27 protein-coding genes are annotated in these 23,731 nt (G+C 61.2%); all 27 read left to right on the forward strand.

The window, feature by feature from the left end; genetic code table 11:
- Positions 1 to 536 precede the first annotated feature (536 nt).
- The 27 genes from iolG to G7066_RS00855 all read left to right on the forward strand — a co-directional run bounded on the left by iolG (position 537) and on the right by G7066_RS00855 (position 23,698).
- A complete protein-coding gene (gene iolG, locus G7066_RS00750; protein WP_166328304.1) occupies positions 537 to 1,559 on the forward strand; it encodes an inositol 2-dehydrogenase in 1,023 nt (340 codons plus the stop codon).
- 31 nt (positions 1,560 to 1,590) lie between these two features.
- Entirely contained in the window at positions 1,591 to 2,337 is a 747-nt protein-coding gene (locus G7066_RS00755) for a TIM barrel protein (RefSeq protein ID WP_205881555.1), read from the forward strand.
- Between the two features lie 93 nt (positions 2,338 to 2,430).
- The gene (locus G7066_RS00760) at positions 2,431 to 3,693 is read left to right on the forward strand and encodes an APC family permease (protein WP_166328308.1); all 1,263 of its coding nucleotides are present in this window, start codon (positions 2,431 to 2,433) and stop codon (positions 3,691 to 3,693) included.
- A gap of 24 nt (positions 3,694 to 3,717) precedes the next feature.
- Positions 3,718 to 4,743, forward strand: coding sequence for a LacI family DNA-binding transcriptional regulator (locus tag G7066_RS00765; protein ID WP_166328310.1), 1,026 nt, complete (start codon positions 3,718 to 3,720; stop codon positions 4,741 to 4,743).
- A 152-nt stretch (positions 4,744 to 4,895) separates the two neighbouring features.
- Positions 4,896 to 5,996 carry an ABC transporter ATP-binding protein gene (locus G7066_RS00770; protein ID WP_166328312.1) on the forward strand — a complete coding sequence of 367 codons (1,101 nt, stop codon included), beginning with the start codon at positions 4,896 to 4,898 and terminating at the stop codon, positions 5,994 to 5,996.
- 293 nt (positions 5,997 to 6,289) lie between these two features.
- Entirely contained in the window at positions 6,290 to 7,180 is an 891-nt protein-coding gene (locus G7066_RS00775) for a LysR family transcriptional regulator (protein WP_166328314.1), read from the forward strand.
- A 120-nt stretch (positions 7,181 to 7,300) separates the two neighbouring features.
- Positions 7,301 to 8,407 (forward strand): lactonase family protein, encoded by a 1,107-nt coding sequence (locus G7066_RS00780; RefSeq protein WP_166328316.1) that lies wholly within the window; start codon positions 7,301 to 7,303, stop codon positions 8,405 to 8,407.
- Between the two features lie 195 nt (positions 8,408 to 8,602).
- Positions 8,603 to 9,433 carry a carbohydrate ABC transporter permease gene (locus G7066_RS00785; RefSeq protein ID WP_244303111.1) on the forward strand — a complete coding sequence of 277 codons (831 nt, stop codon included), beginning with the start codon at positions 8,603 to 8,605 and terminating at the stop codon, positions 9,431 to 9,433.
- Positions 9,430 to 9,585: a hypothetical protein gene (locus G7066_RS15430; protein WP_244303113.1), complete on the forward strand. Its 156-nt coding sequence runs from the start codon at positions 9,430 to 9,432 to the stop codon at positions 9,583 to 9,585. Before G7066_RS00785 ends, G7066_RS15430 begins: the two co-directional genes overlap by 4 nt.
- A gap of 1 nt (position 9,586) precedes the next feature.
- On the forward strand, positions 9,587 to 10,483 hold the full coding sequence (locus G7066_RS00790) for a carbohydrate ABC transporter permease (RefSeq protein WP_166328318.1): 897 nt from the start codon (positions 9,587 to 9,589) through the stop codon (positions 10,481 to 10,483).
- Between the two features lie 58 nt (positions 10,484 to 10,541).
- Complete coding sequence (locus G7066_RS00795; protein WP_166328320.1) at positions 10,542 to 11,858, forward strand: ABC transporter substrate-binding protein; 1,317 nt, start codon at positions 10,542 to 10,544, stop codon at positions 11,856 to 11,858.
- Positions 11,855 to 12,739: an enolase C-terminal domain-like protein gene (locus tag G7066_RS16730; protein WP_205881480.1), complete on the forward strand. Its 885-nt coding sequence runs from the start codon at positions 11,855 to 11,857 to the stop codon at positions 12,737 to 12,739. The genes G7066_RS00795 and G7066_RS16730 overlap by 4 nt, the downstream gene beginning before the upstream one ends.
- Positions 12,694 to 13,026, forward strand: a complete 333-nt coding sequence (locus G7066_RS16735) for an enolase C-terminal domain-like protein (protein ID WP_205881481.1) — start codon at positions 12,694 to 12,696, stop codon at positions 13,024 to 13,026. The genes G7066_RS16730 and G7066_RS16735 overlap by 46 nt, the downstream gene beginning before the upstream one ends.
- Positions 13,027 to 13,044: 18 nt before the next feature.
- Positions 13,045 to 13,872, forward strand: a complete 828-nt coding sequence (locus tag G7066_RS00805) for an NAD-dependent epimerase/dehydratase family protein (protein WP_166328322.1) — start codon at positions 13,045 to 13,047, stop codon at positions 13,870 to 13,872.
- Positions 13,873 to 14,015: 143 nt separating this feature from the next.
- The gene (gene kdgD, locus G7066_RS00810) at positions 14,016 to 14,957 is read left to right on the forward strand and encodes a 5-dehydro-4-deoxyglucarate dehydratase (RefSeq protein ID WP_425280744.1); all 942 of its coding nucleotides are present in this window, start codon (positions 14,016 to 14,018) and stop codon (positions 14,955 to 14,957) included.
- 23 nt (positions 14,958 to 14,980) lie between these two features.
- The gene (locus tag G7066_RS17185; RefSeq protein WP_341873822.1) at positions 14,981 to 15,430 is read left to right on the forward strand and encodes an aldehyde dehydrogenase family protein; all 450 of its coding nucleotides are present in this window, start codon (positions 14,981 to 14,983) and stop codon (positions 15,428 to 15,430) included.
- Positions 15,340 to 16,434: an aldehyde dehydrogenase family protein gene (locus G7066_RS00815; RefSeq protein WP_341873898.1), complete on the forward strand. Its 1,095-nt coding sequence runs from the start codon at positions 15,340 to 15,342 to the stop codon at positions 16,432 to 16,434. The genes G7066_RS17185 and G7066_RS00815 overlap by 91 nt, the downstream gene beginning before the upstream one ends.
- A 297-nt stretch (positions 16,435 to 16,731) precedes the next feature.
- Positions 16,732 to 17,742, forward strand: coding sequence for a virulence RhuM family protein (locus tag G7066_RS00820; RefSeq protein ID WP_166328324.1), 1,011 nt, complete (start codon positions 16,732 to 16,734; stop codon positions 17,740 to 17,742).
- Positions 17,743 to 17,797: 55 nt separating this feature from the next.
- Entirely contained in the window at positions 17,798 to 18,721 is a 924-nt protein-coding gene (locus G7066_RS00825) for a restriction endonuclease (protein WP_166328326.1), read from the forward strand.
- Positions 18,722 to 18,754: 33 nt separating this feature from the next.
- Positions 18,755 to 18,958 carry a hypothetical protein gene (locus G7066_RS00830; protein ID WP_166328328.1) on the forward strand — a complete coding sequence of 68 codons (204 nt, stop codon included), beginning with the start codon at positions 18,755 to 18,757 and terminating at the stop codon, positions 18,956 to 18,958.
- A 56-nt stretch (positions 18,959 to 19,014) separates the two neighbouring features.
- Positions 19,015 to 20,013 (forward strand): substrate-binding domain-containing protein, encoded by a 999-nt coding sequence (locus tag G7066_RS00835; protein WP_166328330.1) that lies wholly within the window; start codon positions 19,015 to 19,017, stop codon positions 20,011 to 20,013.
- Between the two features lie 29 nt (positions 20,014 to 20,042).
- Entirely contained in the window at positions 20,043 to 21,089 is a 1,047-nt protein-coding gene (locus tag G7066_RS00840) for an ABC transporter permease (RefSeq protein WP_166328332.1), read from the forward strand.
- Positions 21,086 to 22,006: an ATP-binding cassette domain-containing protein gene (locus tag G7066_RS00845; protein ID WP_166328334.1), complete on the forward strand. Its 921-nt coding sequence runs from the start codon at positions 21,086 to 21,088 to the stop codon at positions 22,004 to 22,006. The genes G7066_RS00840 and G7066_RS00845 overlap by 4 nt, the downstream gene beginning before the upstream one ends.
- Before the next feature lie 160 nt (positions 22,007 to 22,166).
- Positions 22,167 to 22,688: an MFS transporter gene (locus G7066_RS15440; protein ID WP_244303115.1), complete on the forward strand. Its 522-nt coding sequence runs from the start codon at positions 22,167 to 22,169 to the stop codon at positions 22,686 to 22,688.
- Positions 22,649 to 23,209 carry a hypothetical protein gene (locus G7066_RS15445; protein WP_244303116.1) on the forward strand — a complete coding sequence of 187 codons (561 nt, stop codon included), beginning with the start codon at positions 22,649 to 22,651 and terminating at the stop codon, positions 23,207 to 23,209. The genes G7066_RS15440 and G7066_RS15445 overlap by 40 nt, the downstream gene beginning before the upstream one ends.
- A gap of 13 nt (positions 23,210 to 23,222) precedes the next feature.
- The gene (locus G7066_RS16740; RefSeq protein ID WP_280116183.1) at positions 23,223 to 23,351 is read left to right on the forward strand and encodes a hypothetical protein; all 129 of its coding nucleotides are present in this window, start codon (positions 23,223 to 23,225) and stop codon (positions 23,349 to 23,351) included.
- 101 nt (positions 23,352 to 23,452) lie between these two features.
- Entirely contained in the window at positions 23,453 to 23,698 is a 246-nt protein-coding gene (locus G7066_RS00855) for a hypothetical protein (RefSeq protein WP_166328336.1), read from the forward strand.
- The last annotated feature ends 33 nt before the right edge of the window (positions 23,699 to 23,731 follow it).

Below are 23,731 nucleotides of genomic sequence, written 5' to 3' on the forward strand. Positions count from 1 at the left end.
AGCCTGCAATGGGACCGGACCATCACGTCCGGGGCGTTCTCATTGAGTTCGAGGAGAATGCGGGCACGCCTCACGTGTTGCACAGGATGAGCGCCAGTGCGAAGGATCTGCGTAAGTAGTTCCCGCTCTGCGGAACTCAACGCCACCGGACGAGACTTCGGTCTGGGCATCACTCCTCGGTCCTTACGGGCCGTTACAGTATCACCCGTGCACCTCAAAGATTCCAGCAAACACAACGAATATTAGGAGCGACACACTACTAGGTTGGATCGCGTGAAGTGGCAGTGGCCCCGATGAATGCACCGGGGCCGCTGTCGTTTGCAGTGCCGCATCTGACTCGCGCGGCACCAGCGAGGCCGAAGCTGGGTGTGCAGATGCGCAATATATTGCCGCAAGGGCCATACAATAGACCTATTGTCCTATCAAACTTAAAACCTTGTATCGAAGCGTTAGGGCAATGGGGCATTCAGCCGGCCGATCGTGTCGACTCGTGCACCAACCGAAAGCACCGAGCCCTAACCCAGTAAGGAACCGCAATGACGCACACACCTGTCCGCTTTGGACTCATCGGAACCGGCCGCATCGGCCAGGTGCACGCAGCCAGCATCGCCGCTTCACCCGACGCGACGCTCGCCTGGGTGGCCGATCCCTTCATCGACGGCGCAAACGCGGTCGCTGAGCGCTTCGGCGCCACCGCCACCGCAAACGCAGATGAACTCATCGCTGCTGGCGCAAGGGGCGAACTCGATGCCGTACTGATCGCCTCACCAACCCCCACACACGTCGACCTCATTGAGGCCTCGGTGCGCGCAGGGCTTCCCGTGCTCTGCGAGAAGCCAATCGACCTCGATATTGCCCGCGTCGACGCACTGCGTCCGCTTATCGTGGAATCGGGGATCCCGGTCGCCCTCGGATTCAACCGGCGCTTTGATCCTGACTTTCAAAGCGCCCGTGCCCGCGTCGCCGCGGGCGAGATCGGCGATCTTGAACAACTCATCATCATCAGCCGCGACCCCGCGGCGCCCCCGGCCGATTACGTCAAGGTTTCGGGCGGCATCTTCCGCGACATGACGATCCACGACTTCGACATGGCCCGCTTCTTTGTCGACGGCATCGTCGAGGTGCAGGCAACCGGCACCCGCGCCTTCGATCCCGGTGTGCGCGAGCACGGCGACTTCGACACGGCGGTCACCACGCTGCGAGCCTCCTCGGGTGCGGTCGTCACGATCATCAATTCCCGCCACAGCGCGATCGGCTACGACCAGCGCATCGAAGCATTCGGCGGCCGCGGCATGCTGCAGGTGGCGAATGCCCCGACCAGTCTCGTCAGCCTCTCGACCGCAGACGCCGTTGAGGCGAAGCCCGCCTACGGCGAGTTCTTCTTGGAGCGCTACGCCGAGGCGTACTCCGCAGAGCTCGATGAGTTCATCAAGCTCGTGCGCGGTGAGGCATCGACCAGCCCCACCTTCGAAGACGGCCGGGCGGCTCTGATCCTCGCCGACGCCGCGCAGCGCTCGGCAACCGAGGGTGTCGCCGTCGCAGTGGATCTCGGGGCCTAGCGTGAGCTACCAGCTCGCGGCATGCGCCGAAATGATCTTTCTCGATCTGCCGTTTGTTGAGCGCGTGCAGCGGATTCGGGATCGCGGGCTGCTCGTCGAGATCTGGGACTGGAGCACAAAAGACCTCGCCGCGCTCGCCGCAACGGGAGCTGAGTTCTCTTCGATGACCGGCTACCTGCGCGGTGACCTGACGAGCCGCGAGGGTCGAGCTGAGCTGGTTTCGACAGCCCGCGAGTCACTGCGGGCGGCCGATGTGCTTGACGCGCCGCGCCTCAATCTGCACGGCACGGGTCTCGGCGAGGGCGGCCTGCCGGTTGTGCCACGTGAAACGGTGAGCGGATCCGACTGGCTCCACGCCGCCGACACCCTGCGTGAGATCGCTGAGTTGGGGGCCGAAGCCGGGCGCACCTTTGTGCTCGAAAACCTGAACCTCGCCGTGGATCACCCCGGAGTTCCCTTCTCCAAGGCTGCCGACACACTCGCGCTCGTACGCGGGGTTGACCACTCGAATCTGCGACTGAACCTCGACCTATATCACGCCCAAATTGGGGAGGGGAACCTCATCGAGCTGGTGCGCGAGGCACTGCCGTGGATCGGTGAGGTCCAGCTGGCAGATGTGCCGGGGCGCTGCGAGCCGGGCACCGGCGAGATTCGCTACGAGGGGGTTGCGCGTGCGCTGCGGGATCTCGGGTATGAGGGTGTTGTTGGCCTGGAGGCGTGGGCGAGTGGCGATCCCGAGGCGGCGCTTGATGCGTTCGAGGCTGCGTTCGCTGCGTAGCTGAGAAGGCCGGTAGCCTGGGCGATCGGTTCTAGAGCTGTCGGTGCAGCGCACGTTGCTATCGCATTATGATTTCAGCGTGGAGCAACACCGATGAACAACACGATCCCTCTTGCGCGCAAACTGGGTTTGGCCGATGCGATCGCGATTGGGTTGGCTTCGATGATCGGTGCGGGAGTGTTTGCGGTGTTCGCGCCGACCGCCGCCATAGCGGGATCCGGTCTGCTGATTGGTTTGCTGATTGCGGGTTGTGTGGCGTACCTGAACGCGACTTCTTCGGCGCAACTCGCAGCGCAGTACCCCGTGTCGGGTGGCGCATACACGTATGGCCGGGAACAACTCGGGGAGTGGCCCGGTTTTGTTGCGGGGTGGTCGTTTGTCGTGGGCAAAACCGCGAGTTGCGCAGCCATGAGTCTTACCTTCGCAGCGTATGTCGCGCCCTCGGGGTGGGAGAAACCCGTCGCAATCGCTGCCGTCCTGCTGCTTACCGGCATTAACTACTTCGGTGTGACGAGAACCGCCACCGTCGCCAAGGTGATCGTTGTGGTTGTCCTATTGGTGCTTGCGCTCGTGGTTGTTGCTGCGTCCGCTTCGGGTGGCACGGGTGCTGCCGACTTGCTGGGCGGAGGGGGAGGCGACGGTCAACCTGCGTGGTACGCGGTGCTCCAGTCGGCCGGTCTGCTGTTCTTCGCTTTTGCTGGGTACGCCCGAATTGCCACAATGGGCGAAGAAGTGCGTTCGCCAGAGCGAACTATTCCGCGCGCAATAGCTCTTTCTCTCGGACTCGCGTTTGTGATCTATGCGGTGCTTGCCGTGGTGGTGCTTGGCGCTCTTGGGCCGGAGCGTTTGGCTGAGTCGACCGCGCCTCTTGCTGAAGCCGCCGGTCAAAGCGGCTGGGAGTGGACTGGGCCGATCGTTCGTATCGGTGCCTCGGCTGCGGCGCTTGGTGCCCTGTTGGCATTGATCGCCGGAGTAAGCCGAACCGGTCTAGCGATGGCGCGCAACGACGATCTTCCGCGGTGGTTTGCGGCAGTGCATTCGCGCTACAGGGTGCCCCACCGCGCGGAACTCGCCCTTGCCGCGATTGTCTCCGCCCTGATCCTCGTTACCGACCTCCGCGGGGCGATCGGCTTCTCCTCGTTTGGGGTGCTGCTGTACTACCTCATTGCCAACATTGCGGCCTACCGGCAACAGCCTGAGCACCGCAGGTTTCCTCGCCCGCTCCAGATAGTCGGGGCGATTGGGTGTTTGCTTCTCGTAGCGACCCTCCCGCTGCAGTCCGTAGCCGGTGGAGTGATTGTGCTTGGGGCCGGAGTTGTATACCGGGTGATCCGTGTCAAACTTCGAACGCCGTAGGATGAATGGGACGCAAGGAGGGCGATGACAGAGCACAGTAACCCCTCAAAACCCCCAACGATTCGTGACGTGGCGCGTGAAGCCGGGGTGTCGAAGTCGCTCGTTTCGCTTGTGTTTAACGGCGGCGAGAACGTCAGCGAAGAGCGTCGCAAGCGAGTGCTGCACGCGGCTGAGCTTCTTGGGTATCGCCCAAACCTCGTCGCACAATCTTTATCGGCGGGGCGTCGAGACGTGGTGGCGATCCTCGTCGCAAACCTGCACAACCCACTGTTTGCCGAAATTGTCAGCGCTGCAAAAGCCCGCCTGGTTGAAGCTGGGCAGCGCACGCTCATTGTGAGCGCGCAGGTCGACGACGACGATGGATCCGCGGTGCTGGATCGCGACAATATTGCTATCCTGCGGGATCTGCGCCCGTCTGGACTCATTGCAGTAGGCACGATCCGCGGTTTCGCCGAACTCGCTGATCTGACCGCAACAATTCCGACGGTCGTCGCGAGTGCCATGGACACAACCAAAGACGTGGTGGCCGTCGTGCGCAGCGACGACAACACTGGCCTCGACCTTGTCGTTGCACACCTGGCGGAGCAGGGGGTCGAACAAATCGCGTTCATCGGCGGTGACGGCAGTAGGGTCTCGGCTTCGCGCGAGGCGGCCTTTCGTGCCGCTGCCGCACGGCACGGGTTCGGTGACAACGCGCGGGTTGAACGGGCAGACTTCACCGAGGCCGATGCGCGCAGGGCCGTGGCCGAGTTGCTCACGCAGGGCCGCCTGCCGCAGGCCATCATCGCGATGAACGATCTCACTGCGATCGGAGTTATCTCTGCTCTTGAAGCCGCCGGCGTTTCGGTGCCCGGCGACTGCCTTGTGACGGGCTACGACGACACGATGCTCGCGGCGATCCCGCGTATCTCGCTGACCAGCGTTGACCCTGATAATCGCAGGATCGGCTCGGCCGCGGCAGAGGCCCTGCTCGCGAGTGCGGAGGGGCGCGTGGGTGAGGTGCTCGTCACGCCGCGTCTTGTTGTGCGTGGATCGTCTCATGCGGCTTGAGCATGAGACCTACTTTTTAATATTAAGCAGCGCATAATACTGCTAGCCTCCCAAAGAGGTCGCGGCCGCACACGCGAGACCCGGGTACCTCTTTTTCGCTCACACAACGGATCGTCCGGCACGTACCTGCCGGTGGAACGAAGGGAAGCTCGATGGCGAGTGTTATTTACGACAATGTAACTCTGCAGTATCCGGGAACAGAGAAGCCCGCGGTGTCGGGTCTCGATCTCCACATCGAAGACGGTGAGTTTTTGGTGCTGGTCGGCCCGTCTGGCTGTGGTAAATCTACGGCCCTGCGTATGCTTGCAGGCCTTGAGGATGTGACCTCGGGTGACATCCTCATTGGCGGCGAAGCCATGACGCACGTCTCGCCGAAGGACCGCGACATCGCGATGGTGTTTCAGAACTACGCGCTGTACCCACACATGACGGTTGCCGAGAACATGGGTTTTGCTCTGAAGATCGCGGGAGTCAGCAAAGAGGAGCGGCGACGCCGAGTTCAGGATGCCGCCGAGCAGCTCGACCTGACCGAGTATCTCGACAGGAAGCCCAAGGCGCTCTCGGGCGGTCAGCGACAGCGCGTTGCGATGGGGCGTGCAATTGTTCGTGCGCCGCGAGTGTTTCTCATGGACGAGCCCCTCTCGAACCTCGATGCAAAACTGCGTGTGCAGACGCGCACACGCATTGCTTCGTTGCAACGGGAGCTTGGGGTTACCACCGTCTACGTGACCCACGATCAGACGGAGGCGCTCACTATGGGCGACCGCATTGCCGTCATGAAGTTTGGTGTGCTGCAGCAGGTGGGCACTCCGCGCGAGCTGCTGGATCGCCCCCGAAACGTGTTCGTTGCGGGCTTCATTGGCAGCCCGGCAATGAACCTGTTTGAGGCTGAGATTAATGCCGAGGGCCTTGTGCTCGGCAGCGATGTGCTGCCGCTTGCGGCCGAGGTGCGGGATCAGATCTCTGGTTCGCGTGTCACGGTGGGGATTCGCCCGGAAGACCTTGTGGTTGCGGGAGACTCGGCCCATGGGCTCGCGATTGACGTCGAGCTTGTTGAAGAACTGGGCGCCGATGGTTACCTCTACGGCAGCACCAAGGTGGCGGGATCCCGAACCGACTTGGTGGTGCGAGTCGACGGACGCGACCACGCGCACGCGGGCGACCGCGTCATTGTGGAGGTGCCGCCAACCCAGGTGCACCTCTTTGACGCGCAGACCGGCGACCGCATCGGCACGCCAGACGGCATCAACTAGCCCAGCCTGCCGCACTGATCTGCGGCAACCCTTCTTGTGTGAGCACGGGTCAACCCCACGATTCCCGGGACACTGACCCGTGCTCATACGAGCCTCGATGATCCTCCGTTTGTAGTTCTGCCACTGGTTGCAGGCACAGCTGCTCACGAGAACTCAATGTTGCATGAAATTACATCGGAAAAACATGCAAACCTGCGCTCTCGTTTGCATTCGTTCCCGATTACGGCGACTTTGAAAAGACTCTAGCGAACGGTACGGCAAATAAAGGCCAGCTCTGCTGGTACAGTCACCACATGTTCAACTTGGAACAACTTCGCAGCTTTGTCGCCGTCGCTGAGCACCTGCATTTTGGCCGGGCAGCCCAAGAACTGCAGATGACGCAGCCCCCGCTGAGCAGGCAGATTCAGAAGCTTGAGGCCGACCTTGGGGTGCAACTCTTTGAGCGCACCAAACGAAGGGTAGCCTTGACCGCGGCGGGCAACGTCTTTTTGGAGCGCGCCAGAAGAATCCTCGTAATGACGGAGCGCTCCCGCGAGGCTGTGCGCGGCGTTGCGCTCGGCGAAGCTGGACGGCTCACCATCGGCTTTACGGCGTCGTCGGCGCTTTCCGTGTTGGGTCCGCTGCTTGAGCGGGTGAGTGCGGCGCTGCCCGACGCAGCAATCGATCTGCGCGAGAGGGTCAGCGGCACTCAGCTCGTTGAGATTGAGCGCGGCAGCATCGATCTCGGCCTTGTGCGCACGGTGCCGTCGGATCCGAGTTTTGGGGTGCGCGAGCTCTTTCGCGAAGACCTCGTGGTGGCTCTGCCAGACGGACATCCGCTCGCAAAGGCCGAGCGTGCCTGTCGCGTCGACCAATTGTCGGCCTATCCTGTGATCGGCTATGCGATGCCCGACTCTGAGTACTTCTATCGCAGGGTCGAGCAGATCTTTGCCGAGCGACGGGTGCGTTACGCCTACAGCGTTTCGCAGATCCTTTCGATGCTCTCGATGGTTTCCTCGGGGTTCGGCATCGCGCTGGTGCCGCGCTCGGCAAAGAAGATGCGCACTGAGGGGGTCACCTACCGAGATCTTTTGCTGCCACCGAATATGGCGAGCACCGCCCAGGTCACCATCTCGGCCGTGTGGTCGAACGAGTCTCAAAACCCGGTGCTGTGGAGGGCGCTCTCGGTGCTGCAAGAGAGTTAACTTGTCGATGCATATCGGGTATTTGTACATATAGAAGTTGGCTCACACGGGCATGAAATTGGCGTTACTGTGGTGATTTCATCGGGCAACAACCCCGGCAACAACCCGAAAGAGTGAGTAATGACCGCGTATCTTGATTCCCCACCGGCCACCCTGTGTGTTGGCGGGTTCGATCCGTCGAGCGACGGCCCACAATTGGAACCCCGGGGCCTCAGCTTTTACCGCTGGCAGGACAGCGCAGCGACCCTCGTCAAAACACTCGACCTCGAACAGCCCACCTGGTTCGTGTGGTCTGAGAAGCACCGCATGCTGTATGTGAGTCACAGCGCACAAACATGGTTGAGCGCTGTCTCGATTCCAAACGGTCCGGCGTCAGCCGAGCTTGTTGACTCCATCAATATTGACTGCGTGAACCCGGCACACATTGCGCTAGATCCGGGCGAGCAGGCAGTTGTTGCAGCCTGCTTTACCGGTGGTGAGGTGATCGGCGTCGAGCTCACGGCAAACGGCTATTTTGCGGGCGTTCGCAGCAGGACCGCGGCGGGTGGTCTCGCCGAGGGCGCTCTCCGCAGGCACGTCTTTCAGAGTGAAGCGGAGCCGCACCAGAGTGTGTTTGTGTCAGGCGGCACGAGGTGTTTGGTGCCGGACAGGGCCCAGGACGCGGTGCACTCGTTCTCTTACAGCGGGCCGGGGCAGCTCACCCACGAGTCGTCGGTTGTGCTGCGCCCAGGATCCGGTCCGCGTCACATCGCGCCGCACCCGAGCCGCCCGTTTGTGTATATCGCTTGCGAACTCGACTCCTCGCTGGTCACGGCGCATCTGACCGCCGATGGCCTCGAACCCATCCGCGCGCAGACTACGATTCCGCAAGACTTCTTTGGTGACAACGCCGTCTCGGCCATCGATGTCTCGCCCGACGGTGAACGGCTTATCGTGTCGAACCGCGGCCACGATAGCGTTGCGGTGTACAACATCGCGGAGGATCCCGAGCACCCCGCGCTCATTGGGTGGATCCCTGCGCGCGGCGCGACTCCGCGCTACTCAGGATTCCTGCCGAGCATCGGAGCGTTCGCCGTTGCCGCAGTGAGCTCAGACGTGGTGCACGTTTTCGATGGATCCTCGACCGCGCTCGATGCTGCAGTCAAGGGAACGCTCCCTATCGCCACGCTGCACCACACTGCGCCCGCTTGTGTGCTTGCGATTGAACTCCCCACTACCGCGGTGTAATCGATCTCAACTAATACTTTTTGAGCATATTAATATGCTCAAAACATGCGTTGACGAAATGAATGTTTTCCCCTTAACTGAGGGTGTCTTCAGTTGCTTCCCCGAGCACCACTGAAGGTTCGCCCCACGTACATTCCAAACCTTCTCCGCGACACAACGACCTGTGTGGCGGTCTCACGATAGGCAAGGTGCTCGATGACGAGTGTGATGAATTCAAAGGCCGAGCGGCACCCCGCTAGTGGCCCAGCAGTTGAAATAACGCCGCAGCTGCAGCAGAACGACCGCCGACGTATGCAGTCGCAGCGCAAGCGTGCTCTGCAGCCGTGGTTGTTGCTGTCGCCGGTCATTGTGCTGATTGTGGTGTTTATAGCGGCTCCTGTGGCGAGTGTCTTCTGGAACAGCCTGTTCTACCGCAAACTCACGGAGCCCTGGAACGACAAGTTCATCGGGCTCGAGCACTTCCGCTACATGCTCTTTGAAGATCCGCTGTTCTGGAAGACCCTCGGGTTCTCGGCCCAGTGGGTGTTCGTCGAGATCATCTTCCAGCTCATCCTGGGCCTCGGCATCGCGCTGATCGTCAACGAGGCGTTCAAGGGCCGCGGGGCCATGCGAGCGATCGTGTTCTCGCCGTGGGCGATCTCAGGTGTGCTCACCACGGCAATCTGGATCTTGGTCTACAACCCGGCCACCGGTGTGTTCCGTTTGCTCTCCGAGTTCGGTATCGGTGACGGCAACCAGGCGGTACTCGTCAACCCCGACACCGTGTTTCCGGCACTCGTGGTTGCGGAGCTCTGGCGAGGGGTGCCGTTCTTCGCCATCATGTTGCTCGCAGAGCTGCAGAGTGCGCCCAAGGAACTCTACGAGGCCGCCGCGGTCGACGGAGCTGGCCGCATGAAGCGCTTCTGGCACGTCACGTTTCCGCACCTCAAGAACGCCATCATTCTGACCACGCTGCTGCGCGGCGTGTGGGAGTTCAACAATGTTGATCTGCTGTACACCATGACCAACGGTGGCCCGCAGACATGACAACAACCCTTCCGCTCTACGTCGCAAAGCTGGCGACCGTGTCGCACGACTTCGGCTATGGCTCAGCGCTCACGGTTTTTGCGTTCGTCATCCTGCTCGTGGTCTCCATCATTTACCTGCGACTCACCGCGTTCTCCAGAGAGGAGAAGTGAGATGACCCTAACAACACCTCCTCCCACAAAGACCGAAGTGCTCCCGCTGCCGGGTGGGCTTCGCACGGCGGGTAAGTCGAACGTAAAGCGCTCGCTGAGCTTCCACGGTCGCATCTCTCTGCCGTTGACGCTCTATGCGCTATTCACGCTGCTGCCGTTCTACTGGATCCTGCTCTTTGCGTTCCGCGATCCAGCTTCGACCAGTTGGCTGCCGTTCCCCATTACCTTCGACAACTTCACCACGGTGTGGAAAGACGTCGGTTTTGAGTTCTTCTTCTGGAACAGCGTTATCGTGGGTGTGCTGACGACGGCGGCCACGCTTCTGCTTGCCCTTCCTGCCGGGTACGCAATGGCACGCTATAAGTTCAAGGGCAGCAAGGGGTTCATGCTCGTGCTGCTGTGCACGCAGTTTATCCCGGGTGCGATGATGCTGATCCCGCTCTTCCAGATCTTTAACGCGATGGGACTCATCAACAACCTGTTTGGGCTCGCCGTTGCCGACACCGTGTTCCACCTGCCGCTGGCGATCATCTTCATGTCGACCTTCATCTCGAAGATTCCTGTCGAGCTTGAGGAGGCGGCGATGATTGACGGCTGCGGTCGGTTGAAGGCGTTCCGTCTGTCGGTGCTGCCACTGCTCGGCCCCGCTGTGATCGCGGTGGGATCCTTCAGCTTCATCGGTGCTTGGAACAACTTCCTTTTCGGCTTGATGTTCATTTCAGACCAGAAGCTGTTTACCCTTCCGGTTGGCCTCAGCTACACCATGGGTGAGTACGGCGTGAACTTCGGGGTGCTGGCGGCCGGCGGGATCGTGGCGGCTGTTCCGGTCATCATCATCTTTGCAATCATTCAAAAGTTCTTGGTGCAGGGGCTGGGATCGGGTGCGGTCAAGGGGTAACCCCTGAGCACCGGATTCCTAGGAATGCACCAAACACACCAACGAGAAGGAGTAAACAATGCGGAAGAAGTTTTTGACGGCGGCGGTTGCCGCTGTGGGTGCCCTGGCGCTCGGCCTGACCGGCTGTTCGACGAGCGGCAACGCCAGCGAAGGCGGTGGCGAGGTGAAGCTCACGTTCTGGGATCACAGTGGCAACCCGACCCGTGCAAAGGTGTACGAGAAGCTCATTGACCAGTATGAAAAAGAGAACAAGGGCGTCACGATTGAGTTTCTGACACTGCCGTCAGACTCGGCTTTCGACAAGATTCAGACGAGTCTCGCCTCGGGTAGCGGCCCAGACATCGCGTCGCTCAGCGGCACCTTCCTGGCACCCCTCACGGCACAGGAAGCGCTCGTAAAACTCGATGACAAAGTAAAGGGCTCTGAACTCGATGGCAAGATCGATCCCGAACTTGTTGAGGTCATGCGTGCTGATGCCCGTGACGGCGGCCTCTACGCCCTGCCGTACACCTTCACAAACGGCATCCTCTGGTATCGCACGGACCTCTGGAAGAACGCGGGATACCCTGACGGCATCACCTCGTGGGACGATTTCTACACTGGCACCGTCAAGCTGACCGATCCGGCTGCCGGGCAGCAGGGCTTCGCGATGCGCGGTGGTGCGGGCGGTGTCTTCCAGTTTTTGCAGGCCATGTACGCGGAGTCGGGTGTTGACACCCTGTTTGACGATAAGGGTGTGTCGACCGTTGACGACCCCAAGAACGTCGAGGCCTTTACGAAGTACACCGAGCTCTACAAAAAGGCCACCTCTGAGGCCGACCTGGGCTTCGGATATCCCGAGATGGTTGCCGCGTTCGACTCCGGTGCCGCTGCTACGGTGCAGCACAATCTCGGCTCCTTCGCTGAGCACGAGGCCGCTATCCCTGGCAAGTTTGCGGCAGCTCCGCTCCCCGAGAGCGCGAGTGGCGAGCGAGTGATTGTCGCGGACCCCATCCCATCATTCGGCATTTTCAAGAACTCGAAGAACCAGGAGGAAGCCTGGAAGTTTATGGAGTTTCTGCTGGGCACCGAAGCCAACGGTGAACTGAACAAGGTCATCGGTCAGATTCCGTCGAACCTCGATGCTCGCGGCGAGGCCTGGTTGAAGGATTCGCAGTCGGTGAGCTCGGCAACTGAGTGGGTCAGTGGAGACAATGCCGTGATCCTGACCCCGCCCACCCACCTGCCCGACTACGGCACCATCATGCGCACCGACATGGAACCGCAGTTGCAGCGTGTGCTGCTCGGCGAGATGAAGCCGAAGGAGTTCTTGACGACACTGGCCGACAAGCTCACGACCGCGCAGCAGAAGTACCTGGAGGAGACCAGCAAGTGACCGCGGTGATTGATGCGATCGAGGTTCAGGTCTTCGACACGGAGACCAGGTCGATTCGCGACACAAAGGGGCACCGGCACCCCGGGCCTCTGGCCAGCGCGCAGGAGGCGCTCGTCACCATTCGCGACAGCGATGGGGCCGTAGGCCGTGTGCTGACGCCGACGCGAAACGTGCGTGAGGATGCGGTCGCGGGGCCACTCTTTGGGGCGCTGATCGGCAAACCCGTGCTGAGTGTCGAGGCTGTGCTGCGCGATCTGGTGATCGCGCAGCGCGGCAACCCGGTAGATCTCGCCGACAGGCGCATCGCCGTGGTTGATGAACTGCTGTGGGACCTGATCGGGCAGCGCAGCGGTGAACCCGTGTGGCGACTGCTCGGCGGTGCGCAGCCCCGGATCCGGGCATACGCGAGCACCATGTGCGGCGACGATACTCCCGGTGGCCTCTCGACCCCCGAGGAGTACGCGGATTATGCGCGGACTCTCGTGGCGCAGGGTTACAGCGCGATCAAACTGCACACCTGGTTTCCTCCGCTGGACTTCGCGCCGAGTGTGGCGCGTGATATCGAGGCGTGTGTTGCCGTGCGCGAGGCCGTGGGTGACGGTATCGACCTGATGCTTGATGGCTTCCACTGGTACTCGCGATCCGACGCTCTCAAGATAGGGCGTGCGATTCAGGATCTCGACTTCCGCTGGTTCGAGGAGCCGATGGACGAGGTCTCGATCTCTTCGTACCGTTGGCTCAGCGAGCAGCTTGAGATTCCGGTCATCGGACCCGAAATTATCTCGGGCGGAATCTGTCTCGCGGTGACTGGGTACGCTTCGGTGCCGTCGACATTTTGCGCGCTGGGCCACAGAACACGGGCGGACTCACGGCAACGATGAAGGTGCTGCATCTTGCCGAGAGCGTTGGCATGAGCTGTGAGGTACACGGAAATGGTGCTGCGAGCCTGGCGGTTGCCGCAGCGACCTTCACCTCGCAGTTCTATGAGCGTGGTCTGCTGCATCCGCACGCAGACTACGACTGGTTACCACCGCACCTGAGTGGTCAGGTCGATCCGCTCGATGCTGATGGCTGCGTGACCCTTCACGAGCGCCCTGGCCTGGGCAACCTCATTGATACCGACTACATCGACGCTCACACGGTGTCGAGCTACCGGGTGACTCGCTAGCGCGAGAAAGGAATCAAGATGACTGCGGAGCGACGTGTGCTCATAACCGGAGCCTCGGGAACGATGGGCAGGATCTTGCTTGACCGCCCCGAGCGGCAGGGCTGGAGTTACGTGCTGTTTGATCCGGTGGCTCCCGAGATCGAAGGGCTCGCGGATCGCGGCGACATCGCCGTTGTGACCGGTGACGTGTCTGACGCGCAGGCGGTTGCGTCCGCGATGCAGGGGGTCACCGACGTCGTGCACCTTGGGGCCCTGAGCGTTGAGGACTACTGGGAAGACATTCTTCGTGTCAACATTGGCGGCACCCGCAACCTACTCGAGGCTGCTGCCGCGCAGGGGGTCGGGCGCTTTGTGTTTGCCTCGAGCAACCACGCGGTCGGCTGCTATACGCCGAGCGACGCGGGGCCCGCCGGGCTTGCTGACGACGCCGAGGCGCGCCCCGACACCTACTACGGCTGGAGTAAGGCGGCGGGAGAAGATCTGCTGCGCCTCTACTGCGAGCGCACGCAGATGCGTGGTGTTGTGATTCGGATCGGGCACTGCTTCCCTGAACCACTGACCGGTCCCCGCCTGCCGTTTTGGCTTTCCCCCCGCGATGCCCGCGCGCTGCTCGATGCCTGCCTTGAGAACGACATAGCGCCGTTTCAGACAGTCTGGGGTTCGTCTGCGAACACACGCAGCTGGTTGTCACTTGAGGGCGGCAAGAAGATCGGCTTTGTCTCGGCTGATGACTCGGAGCAGTTTGTTGATCGTTTCCCTGCCGACTCGATCGCGATAGACCCAGACGGGCCGCTGGGCGCGCACTTCGTTTCTGTGCCCCTGGGGGTGCCGATGCGCACGCGCTAGGAAACGGCTCGGGATCGGTGCTTTTCGCCGATCCTGCATGAACTTATTAATGCAAGAACGATATTTATAACGCAAACTAAATGCCCTGCTTGTATCTAAAGAGGAGCAGGTCTGCCGCGGTGCGGCATGAAAGGAGCACAACCGTGTCGACACAGAAAATGCAGGAGCTTGCAGAGCGCCTCGGGAGTGGGTTGCTGTCATTTCCAGTGACCACGTTCGATGCGCAGGGTGAGTTCGACGCCGCGCGCTATCGCGAGCACCTCGACTGGTTGTCCGGGTACGAGGTTGCCGGACTCTTCGCGGCCGGTGGCACGGGTGAGTTCTTCTCGCTCACCCATGACGAGGTGCGACAGACCATCAAACTCGCGATCGAGGGAGCCAACGGGCGAGTGCCCATTCTCGGGCCGGCTGGCGGCTCGACCCGCAACGCGCAGCAGCTCGCGCGCCTCGCAGAGGAGAGTGGGGCCGAGGGCATCCTGCTCTTTCCTCCATACCTCACTGAGACCGCACAAGAGGGACTCGTCGACCACGTGCGTGCCGTCGCCGCGAGCACCTCGCTACCGATCATTGTCTACGGTCGCGCCAACGCGGTGCTGCAGCCGCAGACGCTCGCCCGCATTGTCGAGACGTGCCCGAACGTGATCGGTTACAAAGATGGGGTGGGCGATCTCGAACTGCTTTCGCGCATCATCGCCACCGTCGGCGACCGCCTGCTCTACATCGGCGGTCTGCCCACCGCCGAGACGCTCGCGGTTCCCTACCTGGAGCTTGGTGTGACCACGTACTCCTCGGCCATGTTTAACTTCGTGCCCGAGTTTGCGCTCGACTTCTACCGCTCCGTGCGGGCGGGAGACCGCGATGACGTCAACCGTCGCCTGCGCGAGTTTGTGCTGCCGTACATCGAGATTCGGGATCGCGGAGCCGGATACGCCGTCTCGATTGTGAAGGCGGGGCTCGACGCTGTTGGCCGCTACGGTGGACCCGTGCGACCGCCGCTCGTCAACCTGCGTGATGAAGAACGTGCCGACCTCGCGAAGCTTGTTGCGACGATTGAGGCGGCAAAGCTCGCAGGGGCGGTGGGCTAACGATGGCCAGTACAGCTGTGGCCGTGACTGCACCCACCAGCGTCGAAGCACTTGAAGAGATCGTCTTCGCAGCCGACAGCGCCGCGACCCGCTGGCGACAGACCCCGGCTCTTGAGAGGGCGGCCGCGTTGTCGGCCATCGCCGACGCGCTCGATGCGTCTGCCGACGAACTCGTACCGATTGGCATGCGTGAAACGAACCTGCCCGAGGCGAGGCTACGGGGAGAGCTCACCCGCACCACGTTTCAGCTGCGCCTGTTCGCCGAGGTGATTACCGAGGGTGGTTACCTCGACGCTCGCATTGACCATGCTGACCCCAGTGGCCCATGGGTGCGCCCAGGCCCGATCTGCGTCGGTATCTCATTCCGCTCGGCCCGGTTGTGGTGTTTGCGGCGAGCAACTTTCCCTTCGCGTTTTCGGTCGCTGGAGGCGACACCGCCTCCGCGCTCGCCGCGGGCTGCAGTGTTGTGTTGAAGGGGCACTCCGGGCACCCGGCACTCTCCGCGGCGACGGCGCGGGTTGTGGTTGCGGCGCTTGAGTCGGTCCATGCGCCGCAGGGGCTCTTCGCCCTCATTACCGGCACCGAAGCGGGGCGGCTCGCACTCGAACACCCGCTCGTGAAGGCCGGCGCGTTTACGGGCTCGATTCCGGGCGGTCGGGCGCTATTCGACATCGCATCTTCGAGGCCTGAGCCGATCCCGTTCTACGGTGAACTCGGCAGTGTGAACCCGGTGTTTGCGACGGTGGCAGGCGCTGCGCGCGAGGGGTTTGTTGAGGGTTTTGTTGCTTCCTTCACCGCGGGATCGGGGCAGTTCTGCACCAAACCGGGGGTGCTTGTGGTGCCGCGCCGCGCGGGGGTTCCCGCGCGGCTCGCCGCAAACGTGTTCCCCGCTACAGCGGCGCTGCTGAACCCGCGCATTCAAGAGGGCTACGTGCGGGAACTTCGCGACCTTGCCGGACGGGCTGAGATCGACCGGATCGTGTGCGATGATGACGGCTGGCTCGCCGATCCACCCACTCCCACGTTGTTGCGCGCCGACATTGCAGCGGTTCTCGCCGATCCTGAATCGCTGGTTGCCGAGGTGTTTGGGCCGACCGCCCTTGTTGTGGAGTATGACCGCGAAGAACAATTGCTCGAGCTCTGTGCTGTGCTTTCAGGGCAGCTGACCGTTACCGTGTTCGCCGCAGAGTCCGATGCTGTGGCACCGGCACTGCTCGACGAGGCGGCGCAGAAGGCAGGCCGTGTGCTCTGGAATCAGTGGCCAACTGGAGTTTCAGTTACCTACGCCCAGCAGCACGGCGGCCCGTATCCCGCGACGACGGCCGTGGGTACAACTTCTGTGGGTGCGGCAGCGATTGAGCGGTTTGTGCGTCCGGTTGCGTTCCAGGGCGTGCCAGACGGGCTGCTTCCGGCTGAACTGCAAGAGGCGAATCCGCTCGGGATTGGGCGGCGGGTTGATGGGGTGCGGGTGGGGTAGGAGCCTTGCGGCGCTTTTGATAATCGCCGTGTTCGATGAGCGAGACCTGGGGGCAGCGCAGCAAATCGTTGGTGTCGGTGGCCGCCGGTAGGCTCGAAGAAGCCAACGAACACAACTTGAGAAGCGCCTCGGCGCAGGAGGCGAACCGCATGGCACCCATCACCAAGAGGCTCAGCGCGCTGAGTTGCACAAGACGATCTGGTGGATCGCGAACGATTTGTGAGGCAGAGGTGCCCGCCGGATCGAGTTGCAAACTTCCATCGACGCGATCCTTGCTGACCTCGAAGGGGGTGCGGCATGACGGAGGAAAATTCCGGTGAGGTGATCATTTATCAGCGAGACGACGGCGCACCCGCGCTTGAGGTGCGCCTCGATGCCGAGACGGTGTGGCTAAGCCAGCAGCAGATCGCCGAGTTGTTTCAGACCTCCCGTACGAACATCGTCGAACACATCCAGCACGTCTACGAGGAAGGCGAACTCGATGAGATGGCAACCTGTCGGAAATCCCGACAGGTTCGCACTGAGGGCTCCCGTCAGGTGACCCGTGAGATTCCCTTCTACAACCTCGACCTGATCATCTCAGTCGGCTACCGAGTTAGGAGTAAAGTCGCTACCCAGTTTCGCATCTGGGCTACGGCGCGGTTGAGGGAGTACCTGGTCAAAGGCTTCACGATGGACGACGCGAAGCTCAAGAACCTCGGCGGAGGCATGTACTGGCGTGAGTTGCTGGAACGCATCCGTGACATTCGTAGCAGCGAGAAAGTGCTGTACAGGCAAGTGCTGGACCTCTACGCGACCAGCATCGACTACGATCCGAAGGCTGATGAGTCAGCCGAGTTTTTTAAAATCGTGCAGAACAAACTGCACTACGCTGCTCACGGACGCACAGCAGCCGAGGTTATCGTGACCCGCGCCGATGCGACGAAGCCGAACATGGGCCTCACCTCATTCACTGGATCCCGCCCGCGCAAAGCGGATGTTTCCGTGGCGAAGAACTACCTAGAAGAGACCGAGCTAAAGAAGCTCAATACGCTCGTCTCGGCATACTTCGACGCGGCCGAGTTCCGCGCTCAGAACCATGAGCCGACATACATGAAGGGCTGGCTCGCCCACCTTGACCGTCTCATCGTGGCGATGGACGCGCAGACACTCCCCGGTGCCGGAAGCGTCAGCCATCGCCAGGCTGTGACGCATGCCGAGGGCGAGTACACGAAGTACCGTGCGCAGCTCGATGTTGCACTGGACGAGGTTGAAGAAGCGTATCTGGAGACCATCAAACGCGTTCAACATGGGATCGAGGGCAAGTGATGAGGCTAGAGAGTGCATACGAAGTGTTCACCGCTGACCTCGAGAGGAACATCTGATGGAGACCATGCCCAATTGGGAGGGTTTTATGATCCCGACGCTCAAAGTGATGAGCGACGGGACTGTTCGTCACTGGCGTGACTTCCAACCTCTTGTTGCGGATCTTGTTCAGCTCAATGATGCGCAGCGGAAGGAAATGCTTCCTTCGGGCGGTCAGCTCAAGTACCAGAATCGGATTGGCTGGGCTGTTTCCTTTCTCACGAGCGTGGGTGCGATCAACCGTCCGAAGCGGGGGCACTACCGAATTGAAGACGCAGGTCGACACCTCATCGAATTGTTCCCTAACGGGGTGAAGGAGCGGGATATCAAGGCGCTTGGTGAAGACCCGAGCTCCCCAATCCGCATCTACCAGGCAAGCACCCCTCGTGCGAAGAGCGCTGAACTCGCTGCCGACGTTGAGGAGTCGTTGATGACTCCTACCGAACAAGTGCAGAGCGGTGTTGAGCGTATTCATGAAGAGGTTGCAGCGGATCTTCTGGCACGGCTCCAGGGGAAAGAACCTGGGTTCTTTGAGCAGGCAGTGGTCGATTTGTTGCTCGCCATGGGATACGGCGGTACCGCTGGGGCGGGCAACGTAACCCAACTCAGTAATGATGGCGGGATCGACGGCGTGATTGACCAGGATGTCTTGGGTCTTAACCGCGTCTATATTCAAGCGAAGCGCTACAAAGATGAGAACGTGGTCGGTCGTCCAGACCTCCAAGCCTTCGTCGGTGCGCTTAGTGGCAAAGCGGACAGCGGTGTTTTTATCACCACCAGCCGCTTCTCAGAAGGTGCCCTAGCCTATGCGGAAAACGTGCCCACACGGATCATACTGATAGACGGCAAACGCCTCATGAAACTTATGATCAGGTACGGTGTCGGTGTGCAGGTCAAAGAAACCTACAAGATCATTGAAATCGACGAGGACTTCTTCGTGTGAGCTATTTGGCTGATCGGTCTTGACCCAGAAAGTGTGCTCGGTACTGTGCGGGAGGGTGCGGATGGCGTACGGGAGCATCTCGATGCCACTCTTGGCGCGTTTGACCCTGCTCGAGCGACTGCAGAATCGCTCAGCGATGTTCAAGAATCGGCTGATCGACAGACCAGGATTATCCTGCTGCGAAGTGTCATGTCGAAGTATTGGACTCGCCTGACCGCGAAAGTTACGGTACTGTAAAAAGCGAGCGAAAGCTTTGTAACGACATTAGTTCAATTACACGACGGAGTGAAGCGATGTTGAAATCACGAAAAACCCGCTGGATGAGGTTTGGCCTCGCCACGATTGCTGCCGGTAGTGCCCTACTCCTTGCGGCCTGCGGCAGCCCTGCTGCTAAGGATACCGGTGACGCAAGTGGTAGCGGCGCCCCGAAGACTGAAAAGCTGAAGGTTGCGCTCATCACGCACCAGGCCCCCGGCGATACATTCTGGGACATCGTCCGCTCAGGTGCAGAGAACGCGGCAGATCTCAACAACATCGAATTGCTCTACAGCTCTGACCCCGACGGTGCTCGCCAGGCGCAGCTGGTGCAGCAGGCCGTTGACCAGAAGGTCGACGGCATTGTTGTGACACTGGCCAAGGCCGATGCTATGTCTGGTGAGGTGAAGAAGGCCGTCGACGCCGGCATTCCGGTCTTTAGTATCAACGCCGGCGAAGAAGAGTACAAGGCAATGGGTGTACTCGCACACTTCGGCCAGAACGAGTTCATCGCGGGCCAGGCCGTCGGCGAGCAGCTCAATAAAGAGGGCTCGAAGAAAGCTGTTTGTGTGATTCAGGAGCAGGGTCACGTGGGTCTTGAGGCGCGTTGCGCCGGGCTCAAGGACACCTACAAGGGAGCTTCCGAGATCCTCTACGTGAACGGTCAAGACATGACCAGCGTGGCCTCGACGATCACCTCGAAGCTGCAGACCAACGCTGACATCGACTTTGTTGTCACCCTCGGCGCACCCTTCGCTATGACCGCGATCGACGCGATCACAGATGCGAAGAGCAGTGCAAAGCTCGCGACGACCGACCTCAACACGGACGTCTATAAGGCACTGGGTGATGGCCGCGTCGTGTTCGCTTCGGATCAGCAGCCGTGGCTGCAGGGATACTCTGCGGTCGAAGCTGTGCGCCTTTACAAGCAGGGTGGCTACGTGCTTGGTGGCGGCCAGGCCGTGCTGACCGGTCCGTCCATCATTAATAAGGACAACCTCAACACGGTCTCGGCACAGTTCGAAGACGCTAAGTAACCGTCACCCCGAAAGAATCTGAAACACTGATGTCTACTGCAACAGCCCCAAAGGCTGACGAGCGTCTGGCCTCCGCCAACTGGTTTGTGAGTTTCTTCACCAAACCAGAGGCGGGGGCCACCGCCGCGGCCCTGGTCCTCGCAATCATGTTCACGGTCGTCGCGCCCCAATTCAGCAAGCCGGAGTCGATCGCCACGATCCTTTACGGTGCCTCGACCGTCGGCATCATGGCCGTCGGTGTTTCGCTGCTGATGATCGGCGGCGAAGTTGACCTTTCCGCCGGCGTTGGTGTGGTGTTCTCGGCGCTATCCTCTTCGCTATTTCTCTACTGGTTCGGTGGGAACGTCTGGTTCGGTGTGATCATCGGCCTGTGCACCTCGCTGCTTCTTGGCTTCGTCAACGGTTGGCTACTCACAAAAACGAAACTCTCGAGCTTCATTATTACCCTGGCAACGTTCTTTATGGTCACCGGCTTGAACCTCGGTGTCACCAGACTGATCACGGGTGGGGTTGCTGCCCCGTCGATTGAGCGCTGGCCCGGGTTTGAGTCGGCCGCGGCCGTCTTCGCTTCAGACATCCCGGTATTCGGTGTCAATGTGAAGATCACGGTGTTTTACTGGATTCTGCTCGTCCTCGTAGCGACCTGGATCCTGCAGCGTGCCAAAGCAGGCAACTGGATCTTCGCGAGTGGTGGCGCTCCAGATGCGGCTCGCGCCGTTGGTGTGCCGGTGGTGCGCACCAAGATCTTCTTATACATGGGCGTCAGCTTCTGCGCGTGGCTGCTCGGCATGCACCAGCTGTTTGCGTTCAAGACCGTGCAGTCGGGTGAGGGCATCGGCAACGAGTTCCTCTACATCATCGCTGCGGTGGTTGGCGGCTGCCTCATGACGGGTGGCTACGGCAGCGCGATCGGTGGCGCGATCGGTGCGCTCATCTACGGCATGGCCCTCAAGGGTGTTGTGTACGCGGAGTGGAACCCGGACTGGTTGAAGTTCTTCCTCGGTGCGATGCTCTTGGGTGCGACCGTGCTGAACTACACACTCCAGCGCCGTGCTGCGAGGGGAGGCAAAAAATGAACGCCGTAACCGATACCAAAACCGTGCCGCTGGTTGAGCTGCGCGACGCCGAAAAGCGCTATGGCAACATCATCGCCCTGCGCGATGTGAGCCTCAAGGTGGCTGCCGGTGAGGTCATGTGTGTGCTCGGCGACAACGGAGCGGGCAAGTCGACGCTCATTAAGATCATCGCGGGTCTGCACCAGCACACCGACGGTGAGTTTCTCATCGAGGGCAAGACGGTCAAGCTGGGTTCACCGCGTGAGGCACTGAACTACGGCATTGCCACGGTCTACCAAGACCTCGCGGTTGCCCCGCTCATGCCCGTGTGGCGCAACTTCTTTCTGGGCTCTGAGGTCACGAAGGGCTGGGGTCCGTTCAAACGCCTCGACGTTGACTTTATGCGCAAGACCGCAAAGAAAGAGCTGCTCGACATGGGCATTGATCTGCGCGACGTCGATCAGCCTATTGGCACCCTCTCGGGTGGCGAGCGTCAGTGTGTGGCTATCGCCCGAGCGGTGTACTTTGGTGCGAAGGTGCTGATTCTCGACGAGCCCACCGCGGCGCTCGGCGTGAAGCAGTCGGGGGTGGTGCTGCGCTACATCATTCAGGCTCGGGATCGCGGCCTCGGTGTCATCTTCATTACACACAACCCGCACCACGCATACCCGGTGGGAGACCGCTTCCTGCTGCTGAAGCGTGGCCAGAGCATTGGCTACCACGAGAAATCCGAGATCACGCTCGAGGAGCTGACCGGGTTGATGGCGGGTGGCGCCGAGCTTGAGCAACTGGTGCACGAACTGCGCCAGGTTGGCACGAGCACAGACACGGTGCGCACGATCCGCGACGAAATCGAAGAGGATCCCTCTGCTGGAGTCGGTCGAATCACCGTGACTGAGGTTGTCACGGTGGTGCCTCCGGAGGACGACGGCAGGTAGCTGTTTGGTTGCCTGAGCCCGCCGCGAGCGCCCAGATTACCGACGAGCGGACCCCCTGCCAACGTGCGGTTAAGGGAGGTTCTCGTCGGTAATCTGGGCGCTCGTCGTGGGTGTGACGGGGTAGCGAGTTTCGGGCAAGCAGGAGAGAAAGAGGTACAGCGTGGCGACCAGTAATGCCGGGCGGCGATTCCTCATCTTTGCCCTCGCGTGCGGTGGGTTCGGGATCGGCGTCAGTGAGTACCTGGTCATGGGTTTGCTGCCGCAAATCGCCGCGGATCTGCTGCCCGAACTGAGTCGCAGCGATCCTGATGCCGCGCTCGCCGCAACCGGAGGTCTTGCATCGGCCTATGCTCTCGGGGTGGTCGTTGGTATGTTTACGACCCCGATCCTCACCCGACGGTTCTCGGAGAGGGGTGCTCTGCTTGCGTGTGCGGGCGGCATGCTGCTGTTTACTCTGCTGACGGCCTTCGCCCCAAACCTCACGATTGCTATCGCCTTTCGTTTTCTCTCGGCGCTCGCCCACGCGAGCTACTTGGGGGTCGGCGCGATGGCGGTTGCGCACCTGCTTGGAGGTGGCAGGTACGGGCGAGGTGCCGCCGTTGTGCACGGGGCTTGGCCGCGGCAAATCTTGTGGGTGTTCCCGTGCTCACCGCGCTCGGTGCTGGCGGGGAGTGGCGGCTGATCCTCGGTGGAATCGTCACGTTGTTCTTTGCGGTGCCGTTTGTGGCACTGATGTTGGTGAGGCTGCCTAATGAAGCCGCCGCGGCCGCGGCTCAGTTGGGCGGCGCCGTGCGCAAGCGGCGCCTACTGCTGCTGATTTGTGCGGCGGTGCTCGCAGCCGCGAGTAGCTTTGTGATCGTGACCTATATTGCGCCCGTGGTGGATGCCGCCCGCTCCGGTGATGTCTGGCTCACAACGGGGTTTGCAATGCTGGCGTTTGGTGTCGGCATGAACCTCGGCAACCTCGGCTCGGGGTGGTTGGCCGACCGCACGCCGGGCATTGCGTTCTGCGGTGTGGCACTCGCCGGGGCCTCAGGCGCGGCGCTGTTTCTCGTGCCAGACACTGGCGGGTGCTCGTGGTTGTGGCCGTGTTGCTCATTGGGGTCTGTCTTGGTGGTATCAGTCCGTCTGGTCAGGTACTCTACATGCGGGAGCTGCGCAAATATCCGCGGCTCGCGTCGTCGTTGCCCTCGGGGCCGGTAACCTCGGCAGTTTTGTGGGTGCGCTGGTGGGAGGGGCGATCCTGGCCGGATCGGGCGTCGCGTTACTGCCCGTGGGAGCACTTGCGCTGGTGGCTGTGGGACTGCTGTGCTTTGTGGCGTATCGTGCGCTTAAGGCTCGTTAGAAATTTCTCAGTTATTGCGAGTGGCACACGGGTAGTGTCGGCAGCTATAGCTGTCTACCAGTGCCGCTCTGAGCGGCACGCAGATGATACGGATATTGCTCATGAGAAAGTTCGCATCGCCCATGCTGTGGCTCGGAGTCGGCATGCTGATTGTGGTGACTATCTGGGGCATGGACTCGGGGAACCAAGCGGATGAGCACCCGGAAATGGATTTCTCCGCTGCCCCCCTGTTGATTGTTGCGCTTGTCAGTCTTGTGATCGCGGTGGTGGGTCTCATCATGTACTTGGTCATATACCCCTCCACCGCTCGTGGAGCTGGGGAGAAAAGGAATACACGGGCCCTCTAGCCCCGGCTTCACGCGCAGGCTGAAGCACCCGCA

The sequence above is a fragment of the Leucobacter coleopterorum genome (assembly GCF_011382985.1).
Lineage (GTDB): Bacteria > Actinomycetota > Actinomycetes > Actinomycetales > Microbacteriaceae > Leucobacter > Leucobacter coleopterorum.

Bases quoted from the DNA above. Each gene is read 5' to 3' on its own strand.
- iolG (WP_166328304.1), top strand. From the start codon at position 537: ATGACGCACACACCTGTCCGCTTTGGACTCATCGGAACCGGCCGCATC.
- G7066_RS00755 (WP_205881555.1), top strand. From the start codon at position 1,591: ATGATCTTTCTCGATCTGCCGTTTGTTGAGCGCGTGCAGCGGATTCGG.
- G7066_RS00760 (WP_166328308.1), top strand. From the start codon at position 2,431: ATGAACAACACGATCCCTCTTGCGCGCAAACTGGGTTTGGCCGATGCG.
- G7066_RS00765 (WP_166328310.1), top strand. From the start codon at position 3,718: ATGACAGAGCACAGTAACCCCTCAAAACCCCCAACGATTCGTGACGTG.
- G7066_RS00770 (WP_166328312.1), top strand. From the start codon at position 4,896: ATGGCGAGTGTTATTTACGACAATGTAACTCTGCAGTATCCGGGAACA.
- G7066_RS00775 (WP_166328314.1), top strand. From the start codon at position 6,290: ATGTTCAACTTGGAACAACTTCGCAGCTTTGTCGCCGTCGCTGAGCAC.
- G7066_RS00780 (WP_166328316.1), top strand. From the start codon at position 7,301: ATGACCGCGTATCTTGATTCCCCACCGGCCACCCTGTGTGTTGGCGGG.
- G7066_RS00785 (WP_244303111.1), top strand. From the start codon at position 8,603: ATGACGAGTGTGATGAATTCAAAGGCCGAGCGGCACCCCGCTAGTGGC.
- G7066_RS15430 (WP_244303113.1), top strand. From the start codon at position 9,430: ATGACAACAACCCTTCCGCTCTACGTCGCAAAGCTGGCGACCGTGTCG.
- G7066_RS00790 (WP_166328318.1), top strand. From the start codon at position 9,587: ATGACCCTAACAACACCTCCTCCCACAAAGACCGAAGTGCTCCCGCTG.
- G7066_RS00795 (WP_166328320.1), top strand. From the start codon at position 10,542: ATGCGGAAGAAGTTTTTGACGGCGGCGGTTGCCGCTGTGGGTGCCCTG.
- G7066_RS00805 (WP_166328322.1), top strand. From the start codon at position 13,045: ATGACTGCGGAGCGACGTGTGCTCATAACCGGAGCCTCGGGAACGATG.
- G7066_RS00820 (WP_166328324.1), top strand. From the start codon at position 16,732: ATGACGGAGGAAAATTCCGGTGAGGTGATCATTTATCAGCGAGACGAC.
- G7066_RS00825 (WP_166328326.1), top strand. From the start codon at position 17,798: ATGGAGACCATGCCCAATTGGGAGGGTTTTATGATCCCGACGCTCAAA.
- G7066_RS00835 (WP_166328330.1), top strand. From the start codon at position 19,015: ATGTTGAAATCACGAAAAACCCGCTGGATGAGGTTTGGCCTCGCCACG.
- G7066_RS00840 (WP_166328332.1), top strand. From the start codon at position 20,043: ATGTCTACTGCAACAGCCCCAAAGGCTGACGAGCGTCTGGCCTCCGCC.
- G7066_RS00845 (WP_166328334.1), top strand. From the start codon at position 21,086: ATGAACGCCGTAACCGATACCAAAACCGTGCCGCTGGTTGAGCTGCGC.
- G7066_RS00855 (WP_166328336.1), top strand. From the start codon at position 23,453: ATGAGAAAGTTCGCATCGCCCATGCTGTGGCTCGGAGTCGGCATGCTG.